At 65.6% G+C, this 17,678-nt stretch carries 14 protein-coding genes; 2 read left to right on the forward strand and 12 right to left on the reverse strand.

Translation table 11 applies throughout. The features are described 5' to 3' along the window. Positions 1 to 4: 4 nt before the first annotated feature. The 7 genes from QGV55_RS13755 to QGV55_RS13785 all read right to left on the reverse strand — a co-directional run bounded on the left by QGV55_RS13755 (position 5) and on the right by QGV55_RS13785 (position 9,253). On the reverse strand, positions 5 to 1,645 hold the full coding sequence (locus QGV55_RS13755) for an ABC transporter ATP-binding protein (RefSeq protein WP_281016214.1): 1,641 nt from the start codon (positions 1,643 to 1,645) through the stop codon (positions 5 to 7). Then, positions 1,645 to 2,673, reverse strand: coding sequence for an ABC transporter permease (locus QGV55_RS13760; RefSeq protein WP_281016213.1), 1,029 nt, complete (start codon positions 2,671 to 2,673; stop codon positions 1,645 to 1,647). The genes QGV55_RS13755 and QGV55_RS13760 overlap by 1 nt, the downstream gene beginning before the upstream one ends. A 261-nt stretch (positions 2,674 to 2,934) precedes the next feature. Beyond that, complete coding sequence (locus QGV55_RS13765) at positions 2,935 to 4,038, reverse strand: microcin C ABC transporter permease YejB (RefSeq protein WP_281016212.1); 1,104 nt, start codon at positions 4,036 to 4,038, stop codon at positions 2,935 to 2,937. Between the two features lie 72 nt (positions 4,039 to 4,110). Continuing rightward, positions 4,111 to 5,958 (reverse strand): extracellular solute-binding protein, encoded by a 1,848-nt coding sequence (locus tag QGV55_RS13770; protein WP_281016211.1) that lies wholly within the window; start codon positions 5,956 to 5,958, stop codon positions 4,111 to 4,113. Positions 5,959 to 5,966: 8 nt separating this feature from the next. After that, entirely contained in the window at positions 5,967 to 7,808 is a 1,842-nt protein-coding gene (locus QGV55_RS13775) for an extracellular solute-binding protein (RefSeq protein WP_281016210.1), read from the reverse strand. A gap of 99 nt (positions 7,809 to 7,907) precedes the next feature. Further along, on the reverse strand, positions 7,908 to 8,705 hold the full coding sequence (locus QGV55_RS13780) for an inositol monophosphatase family protein (protein WP_281016209.1): 798 nt from the start codon (positions 8,703 to 8,705) through the stop codon (positions 7,908 to 7,910). Beyond that, positions 8,702 to 9,253, reverse strand: a complete 552-nt coding sequence (locus QGV55_RS13785; RefSeq protein ID WP_281023611.1) for a cytochrome c family protein — start codon at positions 9,251 to 9,253, stop codon at positions 8,702 to 8,704. The genes QGV55_RS13780 and QGV55_RS13785 overlap by 4 nt, the downstream gene beginning before the upstream one ends. 169 nt (positions 9,254 to 9,422) lie before the next feature. Between QGV55_RS13785 and QGV55_RS13790 the strand changes: the two genes are divergently transcribed. Together QGV55_RS13790 and QGV55_RS13795 are read left to right on the forward strand one after the other, a co-directional pair. Continuing rightward, positions 9,423 to 10,166, forward strand: coding sequence for a 3-deoxy-manno-octulosonate cytidylyltransferase (locus QGV55_RS13790; protein WP_281016207.1), 744 nt, complete (start codon positions 9,423 to 9,425; stop codon positions 10,164 to 10,166). Between the two features lie 93 nt (positions 10,167 to 10,259). Continuing rightward, entirely contained in the window at positions 10,260 to 11,111 is an 852-nt protein-coding gene (locus tag QGV55_RS13795) for a prephenate dehydratase (protein ID WP_281016206.1), read from the forward strand. A 7-nt stretch (positions 11,112 to 11,118) separates the two neighbouring features. On the opposite strand, the gene QGV55_RS13800 is transcribed toward QGV55_RS13795, so the two are convergent. The 5 genes from QGV55_RS13800 to QGV55_RS13820 form a co-directional block, all read right to left on the reverse strand. Then, positions 11,119 to 13,416 (reverse strand): penicillin acylase family protein, encoded by a 2,298-nt coding sequence (locus tag QGV55_RS13800; protein ID WP_281016205.1) that lies wholly within the window; start codon positions 13,414 to 13,416, stop codon positions 11,119 to 11,121. Positions 13,417 to 13,522: 106 nt separating this feature from the next. Continuing rightward, on the reverse strand, positions 13,523 to 14,509 hold the full coding sequence (locus QGV55_RS13805) for an RluA family pseudouridine synthase (RefSeq protein ID WP_281016204.1): 987 nt from the start codon (positions 14,507 to 14,509) through the stop codon (positions 13,523 to 13,525). Further along, complete coding sequence (gene crcB, locus QGV55_RS13810; protein ID WP_281016203.1) at positions 14,506 to 14,892, reverse strand: fluoride efflux transporter CrcB; 387 nt, start codon at positions 14,890 to 14,892, stop codon at positions 14,506 to 14,508. Before crcB ends, QGV55_RS13805 begins: the two co-directional genes overlap by 4 nt. Beyond that, positions 14,889 to 16,205 (reverse strand): replication-associated recombination protein A, encoded by a 1,317-nt coding sequence (locus QGV55_RS13815; RefSeq protein ID WP_281016202.1) that lies wholly within the window; start codon positions 16,203 to 16,205, stop codon positions 14,889 to 14,891. The genes crcB and QGV55_RS13815 overlap by 4 nt, the downstream gene beginning before the upstream one ends. Next, entirely contained in the window at positions 16,202 to 17,608 is a 1,407-nt protein-coding gene (locus QGV55_RS13820; RefSeq protein WP_281016201.1) for a Do family serine endopeptidase, read from the reverse strand. The genes QGV55_RS13815 and QGV55_RS13820 overlap by 4 nt, the downstream gene beginning before the upstream one ends. Positions 17,609 to 17,678 lie beyond the last annotated feature (70 nt).

The raw sequence follows: 17,678 nt of genomic DNA on the forward strand, positions 1-17,678 counted from the left end.
ACCGCTACCCGTCCCCGATCATCCGGTGTTCGAAGGCGGCGGCGAGCAGGGCCTTCGTGTAGTCCTGCTCCGGACTGTCGAAGATGCGCTGCGCCGGGCCGCGTTCGACGACCTTGCCGTCCTTCATCACCACTACCTCGTCCGAGAGCGCACGCACGACCTTCAGGTCATGGGAGATGAACAGGTAGGCCAGGTTGTAGCGGTCCTGCAGGTCACGCAGCAGATCGACGATCTGCGCCTGTACCGACATGTCCAGCGCCGAGGTCGGCTCATCCAGCACGATGAAGCGCGGTTTCAGGGCGATGGCGCGGGCGATGGCGATCCGCTGCCGCTGGCCGCCGGAGAACTCGTGCGGATAGCGGTCCTGCATCGCCCCCTCCAGCCCGACTTCCTCCAGCGCGGCGGCGATCACGTCGCGGCGTGATGCTTCCTTTCCCACCAGTCCATGGACCAGCAGCCCTTCCTCGATGATGTCACCGACGGAAAGGCGCGGACTGAGGGAACCATAGGGGTCCTGAAACACGACCTGCATCTGGCGGCGCAGCGGGCGCATGGCCTTGTAGCCTCGCTGGTCGATACGCTCCCCGTCGAAGCTGATGGCGCCGTCGGAGCGGATCAGACGCAGGATGGCCTGCCCCAGCGTGGTCTTGCCGGAACCGGACTCGCCGACCACACCGACCGTGCGGCCCTCTGCCAGGTCTATGTCGATGCCGTCCACCGCCTTCACGTGGCCGACGGTGCGGCGGAAGACGCCACGCCGGATCGGGAACCAGACCTTCAGGTTCTCGGTCCGGAGCAGCGGGGGCGGCACTTCCCCGGAGCGTTCGGGCCGTCCCTTCGGCTCCGCCGCCAGCAACATCTTCGTGTAGTCATGCTGCGGATCGTCCATGACCTGCGCGGTCGGACCGGCCTCCACGATCTCGCCCCGTGTCATGACGGCAACCCTGTCGGCCATGCGCCGGACGATGCCGAGATCATGGGTGATGAACAGGATGGCCATCCCCAGACGCAGCTGCAGGTCCTTCAGCAGCTCCAGGATCTGCGCCTGGATGGTGACATCAAGCGCCGTCGTCGGCTCATCGGCGATCAGCAGGTCAGGTTCGTTGGCCAGTGCCATCGCGATCATCACACGCTGCCGCTGCCCGCCCGAAAGCTGGTGCGGGTAGTCGTCCAGCCGGCTTTCGGGGTCGGGAATGCCCACGAGATCGAGCAGTTCAAGCACCCGCGCCCGCGCGGCCGTCTTCGTCATGCCCTGATGCTGGATCAGCACCTCCGCCACCTGCTTCTCGACATTGTGCAGCGGGTTCAGGGCCGAAAGCGGCTCCTGGAAGATCATCGAGATGCGTCGCCCGCGCATGGAGCGCATGAAGACGTCCGGCGCCCCCACCAGTTCGTCCGATCCCAGCCGGATTGATCCGGTGGGGTGGGAGGCCCGGGGATAGGGCAGCAACTGCATCACCGAAAGCGCGGTCACCGACTTGCCGGAGCCGCTCTCCCCCACCACGGCCAGGGTCTCGCCCCGGTCCAGGGTGAAGGAGACGCCGCGCACGGCGTCCACATCCCCGCCCTCCGCATGGAAGCGGACGGCCAGACTCTCGACCGTCAGCAGCGGTCCTGCGGTGTCTGATCTGTCCTGCGTCGCCATCAGTTGAACGTCTTTCGCGGATCGAAGGCGTCGCGCACCGCTTCCGCCATGAACATCGCCATGGTCAGCATCAGCGACAGCACCAGGAAGGCGGTGATGCCCAGCCAGGGGGCCTGCAGGTTGGCCTTGCCCTGTGCCAGCAGTTCACCCAGCGATGGCGACCCGGGCGGCAGGCCGAGCCCCAGGGTATCGAGACCGGTCAGCGCCGTGATACCGCCGGTCAGCACGAAGGGCAGGAAGGTGATGGTGGCAACCATCGCATTGGGCAGCAGATGCTTGAAGATGATCACACCGTTGGAGACACCCAGCGCCCTGGCCGCCTGCACATAGTCGAAATTCCGCGCCCGCAGGAACTCGGCGCGCACCACCGCCACCAGCGCGGTCCAGCTGAAGATCAGCAATATGCTCAGCAGGGTCCAGAATCCCGGCACGAACAGGGCCGAGAAGATCAGGATGATGAAGAAGAACGGCATGCTCTCCCAGATCTCGATGAAACGCTGCGCCACCAGATCAAGCCAGCCGCCGTAGTAGCCCTGCACGGCCCCGGCGGCGACGCCGATGATGCTGGAAAGGACCGTCAGCATCAGCCCGAACAGTACCGACAGGCGATAGCCGTAGATCACGCGCGCCAGCACGTCGCGGCCCTGGTCATCCGTACCCAGCCAGTTCTCCGCCGATGGTGGCGCAGGGGCCGGGACCGGCAGATCATAGTTGATGGTGTCGTAGGAATAGCGGATCGGCGCCCAGAGCATCCAGCCGTCCTTCTCCGCGATCAGTTCCTCCAGGAACGGGTCGCGGTAGTCGGCCTCCGTCTCGAAATCGCCGCCGAACCGGGTCTCCGGATAGGCAACGAGGAAGGGTACATAGAGCTCGCCGTCATGCGACAGCAGCAGCGGCTTGTCGTTGGCGATCAGTTCCGCGAACAGCGTGACCGTGAAGATCATGAAGAACAGGACCGTCGCCACATAGCCACGCCGGTTGCGCCGGAAGTTCTGGAACCGTCGCTTGTTGAGGGGAGAAATCTTCATGACGCCCTCCCCGAGGTCGGGTCGGGCAGTCGCACGCGGGAACCGATTCGTCGGGACAGTCCGAACTCCCCTTCCCCCTTGATGGGGGAAGGCCGGGATGGGGGTGAGTCGGCATGGCCGAACCGCAACGATCCATCCACCGTGCCGCAGCCTGCGGCTTCACCCCCCATCGACCGCTGCGCGGCCACTTCCCCCGCAAGGGGGGAAGAAAGCGGGCGACCGTGTCCGAAGAGAGGCTCCACCGGCTGAATACGGACGGACTCAGACATCATGGCCCTCGAAATCAATGCGTGGATCGACGAAGGCGTAGGTGATGTCGCGCAGCAGGGTCATCACCAGCCCCATCAGCGTGAAGGCGTAGAGCGTGCCGAAGACGACCGGATAGTCCCGGTTGACGATGCTCTCGAAGCCCAGCCTGCCGATCCCGTCGAGACTGAAGAAGACCTCGATGAAGAAGGTGCCGGTGAACAGCATGCCGATGAAGGCGGACGGGAAACCGGCGATGACGATCAGCATCGCATTGCGGAACACATGGCCGTAGAGCACCCGATTCTCCGTCAGGCCCTTGGCCCGCGCGGTCTGCACGTATTGCAGGTTGATCTGGTCCAGGAACGAGTTCTTGGTCAGCATCGTCAGGTTGGCGAAGGCACCCACGGTCAGCGCCGTCACCGGCAGCGCGATGTGCCAGAAATAGTCGATCACCTGTTCGTACCAGGCCAGGTCGGCGAAATTCTCAGACACCAGACCGCGCAGCGGGAAGATCTGCCAGTACGATCCGCCCGCGAAGAGCACGATCAGCAGCACCGCGAACAGGAAGGCCGGAATCGCATAGCCGATGATGACGACGGTCGAGGTCCAGATGTCGAAGCGCGAGCCGTCGGACACTGCCTTGCGGATGCCCAGCGGGATCGAGATCAGATAGGCGATCAGGAACGTCCAGACGCCGAGCGAGATCGACACCGGCATCTTGTCGAGCACCAGACTTACCACGGTCTCGTCACGGAAATAGCTCTCGCCGAAATCGAAGACCAGATAGTTGCCGACCATCTGCAGGAAGCGTTCGTGCAGCGGCTTGTCGAAGCCGAACTGGGCCTCCAGTTCCTTGATGAATTCCGGGTCCAGCCCCTGGGCGCCGCGATAGCTGCTGTCCTGAACGCCGGAACCTGGCTGGCCGCCGCCCGAAACCTCGCCACCTCCCGAGCCCGTCAGCCTTGCGCCCGCACCGACCGCCGTTCCCTGAATCTCCGCGATCACCTGCTCCACGGGTCCGCCGGGGGCGAACTGGATGATGGCGAAATTGATCAGCAGGATCACGAACAGGGTCGGGATCATCAACAGCAGGCGGCGGACGATATAGGCGATCATGGACGGGCGGCTCCTGCCGGGCGGTTCAGGTCCAGACGCGCAGTGTCAGACATGGCTCTCGCGGATAGCAGGTCAGCCGCCATTCCTGCCCCCGGTCCGGCGGGCCCTGTCGGCGTCGAACCACCAGCTGTTCACCACGCCGCGATGGTAATCGGGTTTCGGCGCGGCGGGGCGACCGAAGCGGTCCCAATAGGCCAGATTGTGCTCCCCCTTGTACCACTGGGGAATGATGTAGCTGTTCCACATGATCACCCGGTCCAGCGCCCGTGTCGCGGCCAGCAGGGCCGGGCGGTCAGGCGCGGACAGCACATCCTCGATCAGGGCATCCACCGCCGGGTCCCTGACTCCGGCGTAGTTGTTGGAGCCCGGCACATCGGTCTGAGCACTGCCCCAGAAGCTGTAGAGTTCCGCCCCCGGCGTCTCCGGTGGTGAAAAGCGTGCCGTGACCAGATCGAAATCGAAGGCCTTCACCCGTTCCACATACTGCGCCGCATCGACGAAGCGCATGGTCGCGCGGATGCCCAGCCGCTCCAGATTCTTCACGTAGGGACCGATCACCCGCTCGAAGGAAGGCTGGTACATCAGGAATTCGAGTGCGAAGGGTTCCCCCTTCGCGTCCACCAGCACCCCGTCCCGTATTTCCCAGCCGGCCTGTTTCAGCAGACGACCGGCCTGGCGCAACTGTCCGCGGATACCGCCCTTCGCCTCGGTCGATGCACTCGCATAGGCATCTCCGAAAACGCCGTCCGGCACCTGCCCGCGCAGGGGTTCCAGCAGGGCCAGTTCCGCCGCCGACGGCGGACCGTCCTGCGCCAGTTCCGAATTCTCGAACACCGACCCGGTCCGCTTGTAGAGGCCGTAGAAGATGTTCCTGTTGGTCCATTCGAAATCGAACGCCAGGTCCAGCGCCTTGCGCACCCTCGGGTCGGCGAAGCGGTCGCGGCGCAGGTTCAGGAACCAGCCCTGCGCGCCCGACGGGCGACCGTCGGACAGGGTCAGCCGTTCGATCCGACCGTCCTGCACCGGCTGCTTGTCGTCATATTCGGTGGCCCAGCTCTTGGACGTGAACTCCTCCCGGAAGTCATATTCATCGGCAAAGAAGGCAAGCAGGGCGGAGGTGCGGTCCTGGTAGTAGTCGACGCGGATGGTGTCGAAGTTCCACAGGCCCCGATTGACCGGCAGATCGGCAGCCCAGTAGTCCGCGACACGCTCCACCTCGATGCTGCTGCCGGAACGCACCTTGCTGATCCGATAGGGACCGGAGCCGAGCGGCGGATCCAGCGTGGTCTCGGTGAAGTCGTGAGTCGCGTAGTAGTTCGCCGAAAGGATCGGCAGGTCACCTGCAACGCGGACCGCCAGGTCGCGGGGCGCCCCCGGTGCGAAACTGAAACGGACCCTGTCTGGTGCAAGCACTTCCGCCGTCGCCTTGGCGAAGACGCTGCGCAGTACCGGATGGCCCTTGTCGCGGATCGTGTTCAGGCTCCAGACAACATCCTCGGCGCGGATCGGGCTGCCATCGTGGAACCGGGCCCGCGCGTCGAGCTGAAACGTCGCTGTCCGCCCGTCTTCCGCCACATCCACGGTCTTGGCCACCAGTGCATAATGCGCATCCGGCTCGTCATAGGACCGCACCATCAGCCGCTCGTGCAGCCGGATCTCGTGCAGCTGGATGGCACTCGGGCGCCGCCCCTTCAGGATGTAGAGGTTGACCGTGTCGAAGGTACCGAGGTCGCGGATGCGCAGGAGTCCGCCCTTCGGTGCCGCCGGATCGGCCCAGTCGAAGTGCCGGAAATCCGGTCCGTACTTCAGCTTGCCGAAGACGGAGATCCCGTGACGCGGTTCGGAAACCGCCTGCCCCCACGGCAGCAGGACCAGCAGTGCCAGCGCGCATGCCGCCAGTACGGGCACGGTGCGCCTCACGGTGCACCTCACTGTGCCTTGCCCCCGATCCTTGCTGCCTTCTCCGGGTCCACCCACCAGGAGAAGATATCGACACCGTAGGACGGGTTGGTGTCCGGCCTGCCGAACTTGTCCCAATAGGCGATCCGGCTGGCGGAGATATGCCATTGCGGGATCACCAGATGCGAATGCAGCAGCACACGGTCGAGGGCGCGGGTGGCGGTGATCAGGGATTCGCGGCTATCGGCGAAGATCACATGCTCGATCAGCTTGTCCACCGCCTCCGACTTCAGCCCCATCAGGTTGCGGCTGCCTTCCCGCTCCGCCGCGGCAGAGCCGAAGAAATCCCGCTGTTCATTTCCCGGACTGGCCGATTGCGGCAAGGTGCCGACAACCATGTCGAACTCGAAGGCGCGCAGCCGGTTCTGGTACTGCGCCGAATCGATGACACGCACCGTTGCATCGACACCCAGTCGGGCAAGGTTCTGCGTGAAGGGCAGCACGATCCGCTCGAAACCCGGATCGATCAGCAGGATCTCGAAGGTCACCGGCGCGTCGGTTGCCGGGTCGATCAGCTTGCCGTCGCGAATGAGGTAGCCGGCCTGTTTCAGGGTCCGGTTGGCCTCCCGCAGGTTGCTGCGCAATCCGCCCCGCCCCTCGGTCGACGGGGCCTCGTAGGTTTCCGTGAAGACCGCATCCGGGATCTGGCCCCGCAGCGGCTCCAGCAGCTTCAGTTCCTCCGGCGATGGCAGGCCGGTCGAGGCAAGCTCCGTGTTCGAATAGAAGCTCTGGGTGCGGGTATACTGTCCGAAGAACAGGTTCTGGTTGGCCCATTCGAAATCGAAGGCATAGGCCAGCGCCTGCCGCAGCGCCGGGTCCTGAAACAACGGGCGGCGCAGGTTGTAGATGAAGCCCTGCATGCCGGTGGGGCGATTGTGGGGCACCAGTTCCAGCTTCACGCGCCCGTCCTTGCGGGCCGGGAAGTCGTAGCCCGTGGCCCAGTCCTTCGAGCTGTTCTCCGAGCGGAAGTCGTAGACATTGGCCTTGAACGCCTCCAGCAGCGCGGTGCGGTCAGCGAAATATTCGTACTGGATACGGTCGAAGTTGTAGCGCCCCTTCGCCAAGCCCAGGTCGCGGCCCCAGTAGTCGGGGACCCGCTCCAGAACGACGCGGCGGTTCGGTTCCACTTCGGAGACGCGGTAGGGGCCGGACCCCATGGGGGCCTCCAGCGTCGTGGCCCCGAATTCGCGGGTCGACCACCAGGCCTTCGACATCACCGGCAACTGCCCCATGATCTGCGGCAGCTCCCGGTTTCCGGCACTGGAGAAGGTGAACTTCACCCGACGGGGACCAAGGATCTCGTGGCTGACGACGTTGCGGTAATAGTAGCGGTAGAAGGGCTCGCCTTCCTCCTGCAGCCGCTCGAAACTGAAGACCACGTCCTCGGCGGTAATCGGCGACCCGTCGTGGAAGCGCGCTTCCTCCCGCAGGTTGAAGATGACCCAGGAGTCATCCTCCGGCACTTCAACCGTTTCGGCGATCAGCCCGTACTCCGCGGAGGGCTCACCCAGATGCGTGTCCATCAGGGTCTCGATGGCCTGCGCGGCGGCACTGGCCGCATTGCCCTTCGGAATGTAGGGATTGAGGGAATCGAAGCCGCCGAAGGCACTGAGACGCAGCGTGCCGCCCTTCGGCGCGTCAGGGTTCACGAAGCTCAGATGATCGAAGCCCGGCGGATACTGCGGTTCGCCCAGCAGCGACAGTGCATGGGTCTTCTCGACATTCTCCGCCAGCGCAGACCCGGCATTGATGCCGATCGCGGCCAGCAGCAGCACGGCACCCAGAATGGTCTTCGAACCCGAAAGCTTCACCGGCATCATCCTCCATCTGTTCACGCCAGTCACAGCGGCTTGCCGTTTCATTATGACCAGAGTTGGGCACGGGGCGAAAGACGCGCAACCGTGATCGCGTCAACCTTTCAGGCGGGCGATCACTTCCGCATGCAGCGCGGGGTCACCGACGGCCACCGTCTCGGCACCGGTTCCGAACCGAATCGGGTTGCCTTCCCAGTCGGTGATGCGGCCACCGGCACCATTCACGACGGGGGCAAGGGCCAGATAGTCATGCGGCTTCAGGTCGTTCTCCGCCACGATGTCGACGAAGCCCAGCGCCAGCAGACCATAGGCATAGGCATCGGCGCTGTAGCGTCGCAGCGCAGTCCCCTCCGCCAGCCGCCAGAGCGCGGCACCGCGGTCGCCTTCGAAACATTCCGCGCCCCAGGAGAAGAAGGTCGCCTGGTCTATCCCGGCGCATTCGCGGGTCTGCACGGGCTTGCCGTTGAACAGGGTCGGCTTGCCCGTCACCCCCACCCAGCGTTCCCGCTGGATCGGCTGGTCGATGATGCCGATCACCGGCTCCCCGCGCCAGGCCAGCGCGATCAGGGTCGCGAACTGGGCAGAGCCGCAGATGAAGGACTTGGTGCCGTCGATCGGGTCCAGATGCCAGACCCAGTCGGCGTCCGCGCGTTCCGCACCGAACTCCTCCCCCAGGATGCCATGCTCCGGGTAGCGGTCGTTGATCAGTTCCCGGATCGCCGCCTCGGCCCCGCGATCGGCAATCGTCACCGGGCTGGCATCGGACTTGGTGTCGACGTCCAGTGGCTGACGAAACAGCGGCCGGATGACCGCGCCCGCACGATCCGCAAGATCGTGCGCGAACGCGATCAGTTCAGGGTCAGCTACCGGTATCGGAGAAGATGTCGTGATCACTCGGCCGGCAGCGGCGTGTCGGCGTCACCCTGCGCACGCATGTAGAGGATCAGGTCGGCGCGATCGATATCCTTCTTGATGCCCGCGAAGGCCATCTTGGTGCCGGACGCGAAATCCTTCGGCTTGGTCAGGAACTCATTCAGCGACTCATAGGTCCAGTTGCCTTCCAGCTCCGCCAGATCCGCCGAATAGGCAAAGCCGCCGATGGAACCGATGTCACGGTCCAGGATGCCATGCAGGTTCGGGCCGACCTTGTTGGGACCGCCATCGTCGATGGTGTGGCAGGCGGCGCACTTCTTGAAGACCTTCTCGCCCTTGGCGGCGTCGGCGCTGGCCAGCAGCGTGCCGATGGATACCGCAGGCTCGTCAGCGGCTTCCGCAGCGACCGCGCCACTCTCCGGGATATCGGGGACCGGATAGGCGACAGTGTCGCTGTGACCGGCAGGGTGGATCAGGATGCCGGAAAGCTCCGACACACCAAAGCCGATCAGGACGGTGAACAGGACTGCGCCCGCAATCTTGTTGAACTCAAACATGTCGAATTTCACGGCTCGATCCTTCCGGTTTTCTGGATGCCAATCAGGCGGCGCCAGTGATCGTGCGTCCCCTCGCAGGGCCACAACGATACGTGTCTGGTGATACCCTTTCGCCCCCCCTCGGAATGATGCGGTCAAACGCCGCATAGACCCTAGGCCCCACCCGGAAGATGACAATGCCATGCGCCCGATCCTGATCATACCCGCCCGCATGGCCTCCACCCGTCTGCCCGGCAAACCGCTGGCGGAGATCGAAGGCGTGCCCATGATCGTGCAGGTTCTCCGCCGGGGGCAGGAGGCGGATCTGGGCCCCGTGGTGGTGGCCGCGGCGGAAAGGGAAGTCTGCGACGTCGTGCAGGACGCAGGCGGTACGGCGGTGCTGACCGACCCGGCACACCCGTCCGGCTCCGACCGCATCTTCGAGGCCCTGAACCGTGCCGACCCGGACGGGTCACACGACGCGATCATCAACCTGCAGGGCGATCTGCCGGCCCTGGACGCCGAAACCATCCGCGCCGTGCTCGCGCCCCTGCAGGCGGACAGCGCAGTCGATATCGGCACCCTGGTGGCGGAGATCGATGACCCGGCTGAGGTGGACGACCCCAATGCCGTGAAGGTCGTGACAGCCTTCGATGCCGGGCAGGACATTGCCCGCGCGCTCTGGTTCACGCGCCTGCGCGCGCCCGGTGGCGACGGTCCCTACTGGCACCACATCGGCCTCTATGCCTACCGCAGGGCAGCACTCCAGCGTTTCGTCGCCCTGCCGCCCAGCCCGCTGGAACAGCGCGAGAAGCTGGAACAGCTGCGGGCGCTTGAGAACGGCATGCGCATTGATGCCGCAAGGGTGCAGACAATTCCGTTCGGGGTCGATACACCAGAGGATCTGGCGCGGATGCGGGCCCTGTTTGCCAGCCGCCGCGCCTGAAACCGGCCGCGCGGGCCGGACCGCGAGCCGAGTTTCACCCCCCTCACCCCGACCAGCCGAATCACTTCCCGACCCGACAGGAAACACAGTCCCATGAACATGCAGGTTTCGCCCAAGACGGTCGCCTTCCAGGGCGTCCCCGGTGCCTATTCCAACCTGGCCTGCCGGGAAGTGTTTCCGAATGCGGAGGCCGTGGCCTGCAAGACATTCGACGCCGCCTTCGACGCGGTGAAGTCCGGGACGGTCGATGTCGGGATGATCCCGATCGAGAACAGCCTGGGCGGGCGCGTGGCCGACATTCATCACCTGCTGCCCAACTCCGGCCTCTACATCATCGGCGAACACTTCCAGAGCGTGCAGCACATGCTGCTGGCCCCGGAAGGCGCGACGCTGGAGAGCGTCAAGCGCGTCTACAGCCACGAACAGGCGCTGGCCCAGTGCCGGGACATCATCCGTGAACTGGGAATCGAAGCCGTGGTGGCCGCCGACACAGCCGGTTCCGCGCAGGAAGTGGCGGAACGCAACAACCCCGAGGAAGCTGCCATCGCCTCCTCCCTGGCAGCCGAGATCTACGGCCTGAAGCCGCTGCGCAGCCGCATCGAGGACCGGATAGGCAATACCACCCGTTTCGTCATCATGTCCCGCCAGCGCATGGATTCACCGCCGGACGAGCCCGCGATCACCAGCCTGGTGTTCCAGGTGCGCAGCGTGCCCGCCGCGCTCTACAAGGGACTGGGCGGCTTTGCGACCAATGGCATCAATGTGGTGAAGCTGGAGAGCTACATCACCGACATGAGCTTCACGGTGGCGCAGTTCTACGCGGAGATCGAGGGACATGTCTCGGACGTTGCCGTCGCCCGGGCCCTGGACGAACTGCGCTACTACTCGACCACCGTGCGCGAACTCGGCGTCTACCGCGCCCACCCGTTCCGACGGATCGGGTGACGCGCGCTTACCGGCTGGACGGGCGCAGCACGGTGACCCGGTCGAAATCGGCCTCCACCGCCGGACGGGTCAACGGGATCCGGATGTACTCGCCCCGCTGCCAGAGCGGCAACTGGTCGGCGAAGGCTTCCGCATTCATCCAGCCATCCTGACCCCCCAGAAGCACGAACCAGTTCGCGTCCGGATCCGCCATGTCGTTGATCTGTCGCGCCTGGCTGCCATAGCTCGCCGGATGGCGTTCGGTCGTCGGACTGTGCGCCGACTTCATGACTGTCTCGTTCGATCCGCCGGAGGGCACGTCGGCAAAGACATAGCGACCGCCAAGCACCGGTGCATTGGCCAGCGGATGACGCAGTTGCAGGCGATGCATCTGTCCCCACTCACCGAATTCCGTATCCGCCTTCGCGGCGGCGTCCAGTGCCGCGGGCATGATGGCCCGAACCTGTTCCGCTGAAAGGCGGCGAATGTCCGCCGCCAGCTTGTAGCGGAACCAGGACCAGCGGCTGACCACATCGAAGACGTCCGCTTCATCCAGCGTGTCATAGACGTTCGGGGCCAGGGTCGCCTGCATCGCCTCCAACAGCAGCGCGCCCTCGGAATCCACCGTGTACTGACCATCCCAGGCAACCATCCGCGCCGGCAGTTGCTCGGCCATGCCAGCCGCCAGGGCGGCCTCCACGATGGCATCGCGCAGGAATACCGCCGACATGGAATAGGTATCGCGCTGCAGTTCCGCCATGAAGTCGCGATCGACGGCTGTCGCGGCGGCCAGACGCGCGTTCAGCCGGGTGATCCGGTCAGGCGGCGTATCGAACATGGTCAGGGGAATGGAGGCAATCGCGGTCGGATTGTTGGCGGAGGCAACATAGCCCCGGGCCGGATTGACGATCCACGGCAGGTCGGCGGCCCCGAGCACGCGGTCCCAGGGGTCCGCCCCTTCGACCGGAACGGGCAGCACCAGGTCGCGCGGTATGTCCAGCGGGCGGACCGGCAGTCTGGCCGCGGTACCTATCGCAATGTCGCCATCGGCCGAGGCCACCACGAAGGCCAGGCCAGGTACCGCATAGTCGGCAAAGGCCGCACGGAACTCCGCGATGCTGGTCGCCTGTGCGCCAGCGATGTAGGCCGTCAGTTCATCGGACGGCAGATGCCCGATCCAGCGCAGGGCAATACGGCGCCCCTTCGGATCGTTCACCAGCGGGCTGTCGGTGATCAGGGGACCATAGGGCGAGACCCTGCGCTCCACATCACGGTCGAAGCCGAAGCGGATCCTGACCGTTTCCTGCTCGATCCCGTAGGCACTATCCGGCAGGTCGGTCACATCAACCAGATCACTGGATCGGGCACGCAGGTTGGTCGCGCCCCACGCAAGATGCTGGCTGCGTCCCAGCCCGAATACCGGCAGGCCGGCGGGCATCATGCCCACGACCTCATGACCCGGCGACTTGAGCCCGGCCAGAATCCAGACGTTCGGGGCAAGGATACCCAGATGGGGATCGGTGGCCAGCACAGGCTTGCCACTTGCCGATCTCTCACCGCTGACGGCCCAGGCATTGGAGCCGCTGCGGGCATGGGCACCGATCATGTCCAGCATCGTTGCCAGACGCGCCGCATTCTGCCGTTCCTCCGCCGCGCCACCGACCGCCACGCTTGGCACCGCACCACCGTTGAACGCCATCGCCTGCGCCCAGATATCGGGCCAGTCGGGCCGGTCGCTGAGAGCCAGCATGCCGATCCCCGTGAGCCAGTTCACGTCTGACCCCGCGAGCCGACCAAATGCCATCACGTCATAGACAGTCCAGGGTTCCGGCTCGAAGGCGAACAGCTTGTATTCGTGCGGCAGATCGGTCAGTTGAGCCAGATAGGCGTTGATACCGTCCGTGAAGCGCTGCAGCCAGCGTCGGGTCGGTTCCGGCAACTGCGCGAAGGCTTCCCGGGTTCCCCGGTAGTAGCCAATGATGCGGATGGTCTCGTCGATGTCGGCGGCCAGGACGCCGCCGATCTCCGACAGGCGACCGGCGGCCAGCCTGCGCGCGATCTCCATCTGGCCGAGCCTGAGATGGGCGTGTACCAGACCCAGCGCATAGGCGGCGTCATCATCGGTCTCCGCCGTGATCCACGGCACCATGTGGCTGTTCCAGCGCACCTCCACCGGCCGCTGCAGATCCAGGCCCGCAGTAGGCAAACCGGCAATCCGCTCCGCCGTGCTGGTCTTCTCGGGCAGGGAGGTGAACAGGCTGCATCCCGTGAGCAGCAGCATGACGGCAACCAGGGGCGCTCCGATCAGGAAACCGCGACGACGCATGAGGATCAACTCCAGCAGTTCAGACGGAATTTCTACAGTGCCCGAGACCGGTTGGACCACTCCCGGGGCAAGCAATCCGTTAACACGGTCATGTGACGGTTTGGAATCAGGCGTCCGGCCAGATGATGTCCGCGGCAATGTCGTTCACGTCGAACCCCAGCAGATCCATGGCATTCAGCATGTGCCGTGACGGATCGGCGGTGACGTCCAGCATGCGCCCGTCGGGGCGTCGCAGTTCCAGTCGGCGGGCATGCAGATGAAGCTGGCCATCGAAGCCGCCTGGGTGCGCATCGGCACCGCCGTACTTGCCGTCGCCGATGATCGGGTGCCCGATCTCCGTTGCGTGGACCCGAAGCTGATGCGTCCGCCCGGTCACGGGGCGCATGGCCAGCCAGGCGGCACGTTTCGCGGCATGTGCGACAGTCATGTACTGGGTGATGGCACGCTGCCCGCCCTCCGGCACCGCCTCCACCCGTTCGCCGAAATTGCCCCCTTCCTTCAGCAGGGGCAGATCGATGGTTCCCTCCGCAGGTCGTGGCGCGCCGATGCAGATGGCCCAGTAGGTCTTGACGGTGGCCCGGTCGCGAAAGGCGCGGGTCAGCCATTGCGCCGCCTGACGGGTACGGGCCAGCACCAGCACGCCGGAGGTATCCCGGTCCAGCCGGTGCACCAGACGCGGCGTCTCGTCGGCGTCGAAGGTCAGCGCGGGCAGCATGCCATCCAGATGACGGCTGATGCCACTGCCCCCCTGCACGGCCAGTCCGGCTGGCTTGTTGATCACCAGCACCTCCCGGTCGCGATAGATGACCAGGTTCTGCAGATCCCGTGCTTCCGACTCGGTCCATGTGACGGGCCGGGTCTGTGGCTTGCGGTCGGCACGCGGCATGGGCGCCAGTGGCGGCACGCGCACCTGCTGTCCCGCGGCAACCCGCGTGTCGGCCTTGACCCGTCCGCCGTCGAGACGGATCTCGCCCTTGCGCAGCATCTTCTGCACCCGTCCCTGGGTCACATCGGGGAAGCGGCTGCGGAACCAGCGATCGATGCGCATGCCGTCCTCGTCACGGCCCACACGTTCATGGCGAACACCACTCATGCAAACATCCCCCGCCCAAGCCACAATCCAAGAAACAGCGCGCCCACGGACAGGCACACCGACAGCATCACATACAGCGCCGCCAGCGCCATCTCACCCCGCCCATGCAACAGGGCCACATCCAGCGAGAAGGTGGAGAAGGTGGTCAGGGCGCCCAGCAGGCCAACGGTCAGAAATCCACGCCAGGCATCGGACATGCCGCGTGCGGTCAGCCATTCCACGGCCAGTCCCATCGCCAGACTGCCGACGATATTGACCACCAGCGTGCCCACCGGGAAACCCGTACCCCAGAGCCGCAACGTGGTCTGCACCACACCGTAGCGCACCACGGCCCCCACCGCGCCACCCAGCGCAATCGCGACGATCAGGCCTGGTGACATCATTCACTCTCCCCCGCGCGGCGGTCACGGATCCTGTTCCAGTAGGCCAGGCGCTTGCCCACCTCGCGCTCGAAGCCGCGTTCCACAGGCTGGTAGAACTGTTGTCGCGGCATGTCATCGGGGAAATAGTTCTGACCCGAGAAGCCGTCTTCCTGATCATGGTCATAGGCATAGCCCTTGCCATACCCCAGATCCTTCATCATGCCCGTCGGCGCGTTCAGGATATGCATCGGCGGCGACAGGGAGCCGGTGGCGCGCGCGGCCTTCTGCGCCTGTTTCATGGCGACATAGGCGGCGTTCGATTTCGGCGCCGTACCGAGGTAGAGCACCGCCTGCGCCAGTGCCAGTTCCCCCTCCGGCGAGCCGACGAAATCATAGGCCGCCTTGGCGGCGAGCGCCTGGTGCAGCGCCTCCGGATCCGCCAGCCCGATGTCCTCCGAGGCGAAGCGGACCAGACGCCGGGCGATGAACAGCGGGTCCTCGCCCCCCGCCAGCATCCGCGCCAGCCAGTAGAGCGCCGCGTCGCAGTCCGACCCGCGCAGCGACTTGTGCAGGGCACTGATCAGATTGTAGTGGCTCTCCTGCCCCTTGTCGTAGATCGGCGCGCGGCGTTGCAGCGCCTCCGCCAGTTCCGACGGTTCAAGCGGTGACGGGGGCGCCAGACGGTAGAGTTCCTCCGCCAGGTTGAGCAGATAGCGGCCATCTCCGTCCGCCATGGCCTTCAGTGTCAGCCGCCCGTCCGCGGTGAGTGGCAATGGCGCTTCCATCAGGGCTTCCGCCCGGGTCAGCAAAGCCTCCAGCGCCGCATCATCATGCCGCCGCAATACCAGCACCTGACAGCGCGACAGCAGCGCGGGATTGAGCTCGAACGACGGATTCTCGGTCGTCGCGCCGATCAGCACGATGGTCCCGTCCTCCACCACCGGCAGGAATCCGTCCTGCTGCGCGCGGTTGAACCGATGGATCTCGTCAACGAACAACAGGGTGCCGCGTCCGTCGCTGCGCCGGGCCCGCGCCTGATCAAAGGCCTTCCGCAGGTCGGCGACGCCAGAGAACACGGCGGACAGTTGCACGAACTCCATATCGACCGAACCGGCCAGCAGCCGTGCGATGGTGGTCTTGCCGGTTCCCGGCGGGCCCCAGAGAATCACCGCCCCCGGACGGCGCTGCGCGGCCATGCGGGCGATGGGTCCCTCCCCCGTCAGCAGATGATCCTGCCCTACGACCTGTTCCAGCGACTGCGGCCGCAGACGGTCTGCCAGGGGTCGGGGAATGCCGTCATCAACGCCCGCCGCCTCGAACAGGGAACCGGTCATGAATTCCGCCTGGCACGGACCTGATGGGCGCGACCGGCGCGCAGGACATCGATGACCCATTGCTCCGGCTCGTCGGCCAGCCGACGGTCCAGTCCACGGGTGCGCTCGACCGGCCGTCCGTTGACACTGCGGATGATATCGCCGGGCCGGAAGTCGAAGCGCGAGACGGGCGCACCCCGGCGCACGCCAAGGATGATCACCCCGCGCTGCATCGGGTCCAGATCCAGTTCCAGCGCAAAGGCCGGCGACATGTTGCCTACCTTCGCCCCCTGCAGCGGATGGCTGCCCGACAGATCCACGACGTCCCGTGGCGGGTCCTCCGGCGCGGCCTCCAGCGGCAGGGCAAGCGACAGTGTCTCACCACGCCGCCAGACCGTCAGATCGACCTCCCCCCCGATTGGCAGGGTCGCGATGCGAAACTGCATCTCTGCCGGATCACGGACCGCGCGCCCGTCGACCCGCAGCACCACGTCGCCCTGACGCAGTCCGGCACGCTCTGCCGCGCCGCCCGGATAGAGATCCGCGACCAGCACGCCGCCTGGCCTCGCCCGCCCGATGCCCTGGGCCAGGTCAGCCGTCAGATCCTGCCCTTCCATACCGACCCACGCCCGCACCAGTCCCGTGCCATTGCGTGCGGCCTGAACGACCGCCGCCACCAGGTCGGCCGGAATGGCAAAGCCGACACCATGGCTGCCCCCCGACCGGGAAAAGATCGCGGTATTGACCCCGACCAGCAGCCCGTCGATGCCGACCAGCGCCCCGCCCGAATTGCCCGGATTGACCGCCGCATCGGTCTGGATGAATGACTGCGGCCCACCGGAATCGGTCACGTGACTGCGGGCCAGACCGGAAATGATGCCGCTGGTCACGGTCTGGCCGACACCGAACGGATTGCCGATGGCCAGCACGATATCGCCCACCCGAATGGTGTCGGACGACCGCACCCGCAGGAACGGCAGATCTCCGCCCTCCGGTTCGATCGAGAGCACGGCGAGATCCGTATCCTCGTCCGACAGCACCAGCCGTGCCTCGAACTCCCGCCGGTCGTTGAGGACAACCGTGATGTCCTCCGCATCCGCCACGACATGATGGTTGGTCACCACCAGCCCCGCCCCATCCATGATCACGCCGGACCCGAGGGAGCGTTCCTCCTTCGGGCGGTTGCGCCGGAACACGTCACCGAAGAAACGACCAAAGAAGGGATCATCGAACAGGGGATTGGCGCGCTGCCGTACCATGCGCTTGGCGTAGATGTTCACCACCGCCGGTGCCACCTGCTCCACCAGCGGCGCGAAGCTCTGGGTCAGCGCAGCACGGTCCTGCGGAACCGTCTGGGCGGAGGCCGAGGCGACCGCCACGGTCACCGCGAAAGCCAGCAGGGGCATGAACAGGATCTTGCGCATGGATCGACTCCAGCGTGCTGGTGGAAACGAAAATGGGGCGATCCGTCAACCGGACCGCCCCATTCTGACA

This window comes from Minwuia sp. IMCC3009 (genome assembly GCF_029909415.1).
Taxonomy (GTDB): Bacteria; Pseudomonadota; Alphaproteobacteria; order Minwuiales; family Minwuiaceae; genus Minwuia.

What these genes read in the sequence shown, in the direction of transcription:
- crcB (WP_281016203.1), bottom strand. Translation starts at nt 14,892, where the DNA reads ATGATGTCACCAGGCCTGATCGTCGCGATTGCGCTGGGTGGCGCGGTG.
- QGV55_RS13790 (WP_281016207.1), top strand. Translation starts at nt 9,423, where the DNA reads ATGCGCCCGATCCTGATCATACCCGCCCGCATGGCCTCCACCCGTCTG.
- QGV55_RS13820 (WP_281016201.1), bottom strand. Translation starts at nt 17,608, where the DNA reads ATGCGCAAGATCCTGTTCATGCCCCTGCTGGCTTTCGCGGTGACCGTG.
- QGV55_RS13760 (WP_281016213.1), bottom strand. Translation starts at nt 2,673, where the DNA reads ATGAAGATTTCTCCCCTCAACAAGCGACGGTTCCAGAACTTCCGGCGC.
- QGV55_RS13800 (WP_281016205.1), bottom strand. Translation starts at nt 13,416, where the DNA reads ATGCGTCGTCGCGGTTTCCTGATCGGAGCGCCCCTGGTTGCCGTCATG.
- QGV55_RS13815 (WP_281016202.1), bottom strand. Translation starts at nt 16,205, where the DNA reads ATGACCGGTTCCCTGTTCGAGGCGGCGGGCGTTGATGACGGCATTCCC.
- QGV55_RS13795 (WP_281016206.1), top strand. Translation starts at nt 10,260, where the DNA reads ATGAACATGCAGGTTTCGCCCAAGACGGTCGCCTTCCAGGGCGTCCCC.
- QGV55_RS13755 (WP_281016214.1), bottom strand. Translation starts at nt 1,645, where the DNA reads ATGGCGACGCAGGACAGATCAGACACCGCAGGACCGCTGCTGACGGTC.
- QGV55_RS13765 (WP_281016212.1), bottom strand. Translation starts at nt 4,038, where the DNA reads ATGATCGCCTATATCGTCCGCCGCCTGCTGTTGATGATCCCGACCCTG.
- QGV55_RS13805 (WP_281016204.1), bottom strand. Translation starts at nt 14,509, where the DNA reads ATGAGTGGTGTTCGCCATGAACGTGTGGGCCGTGACGAGGACGGCATG.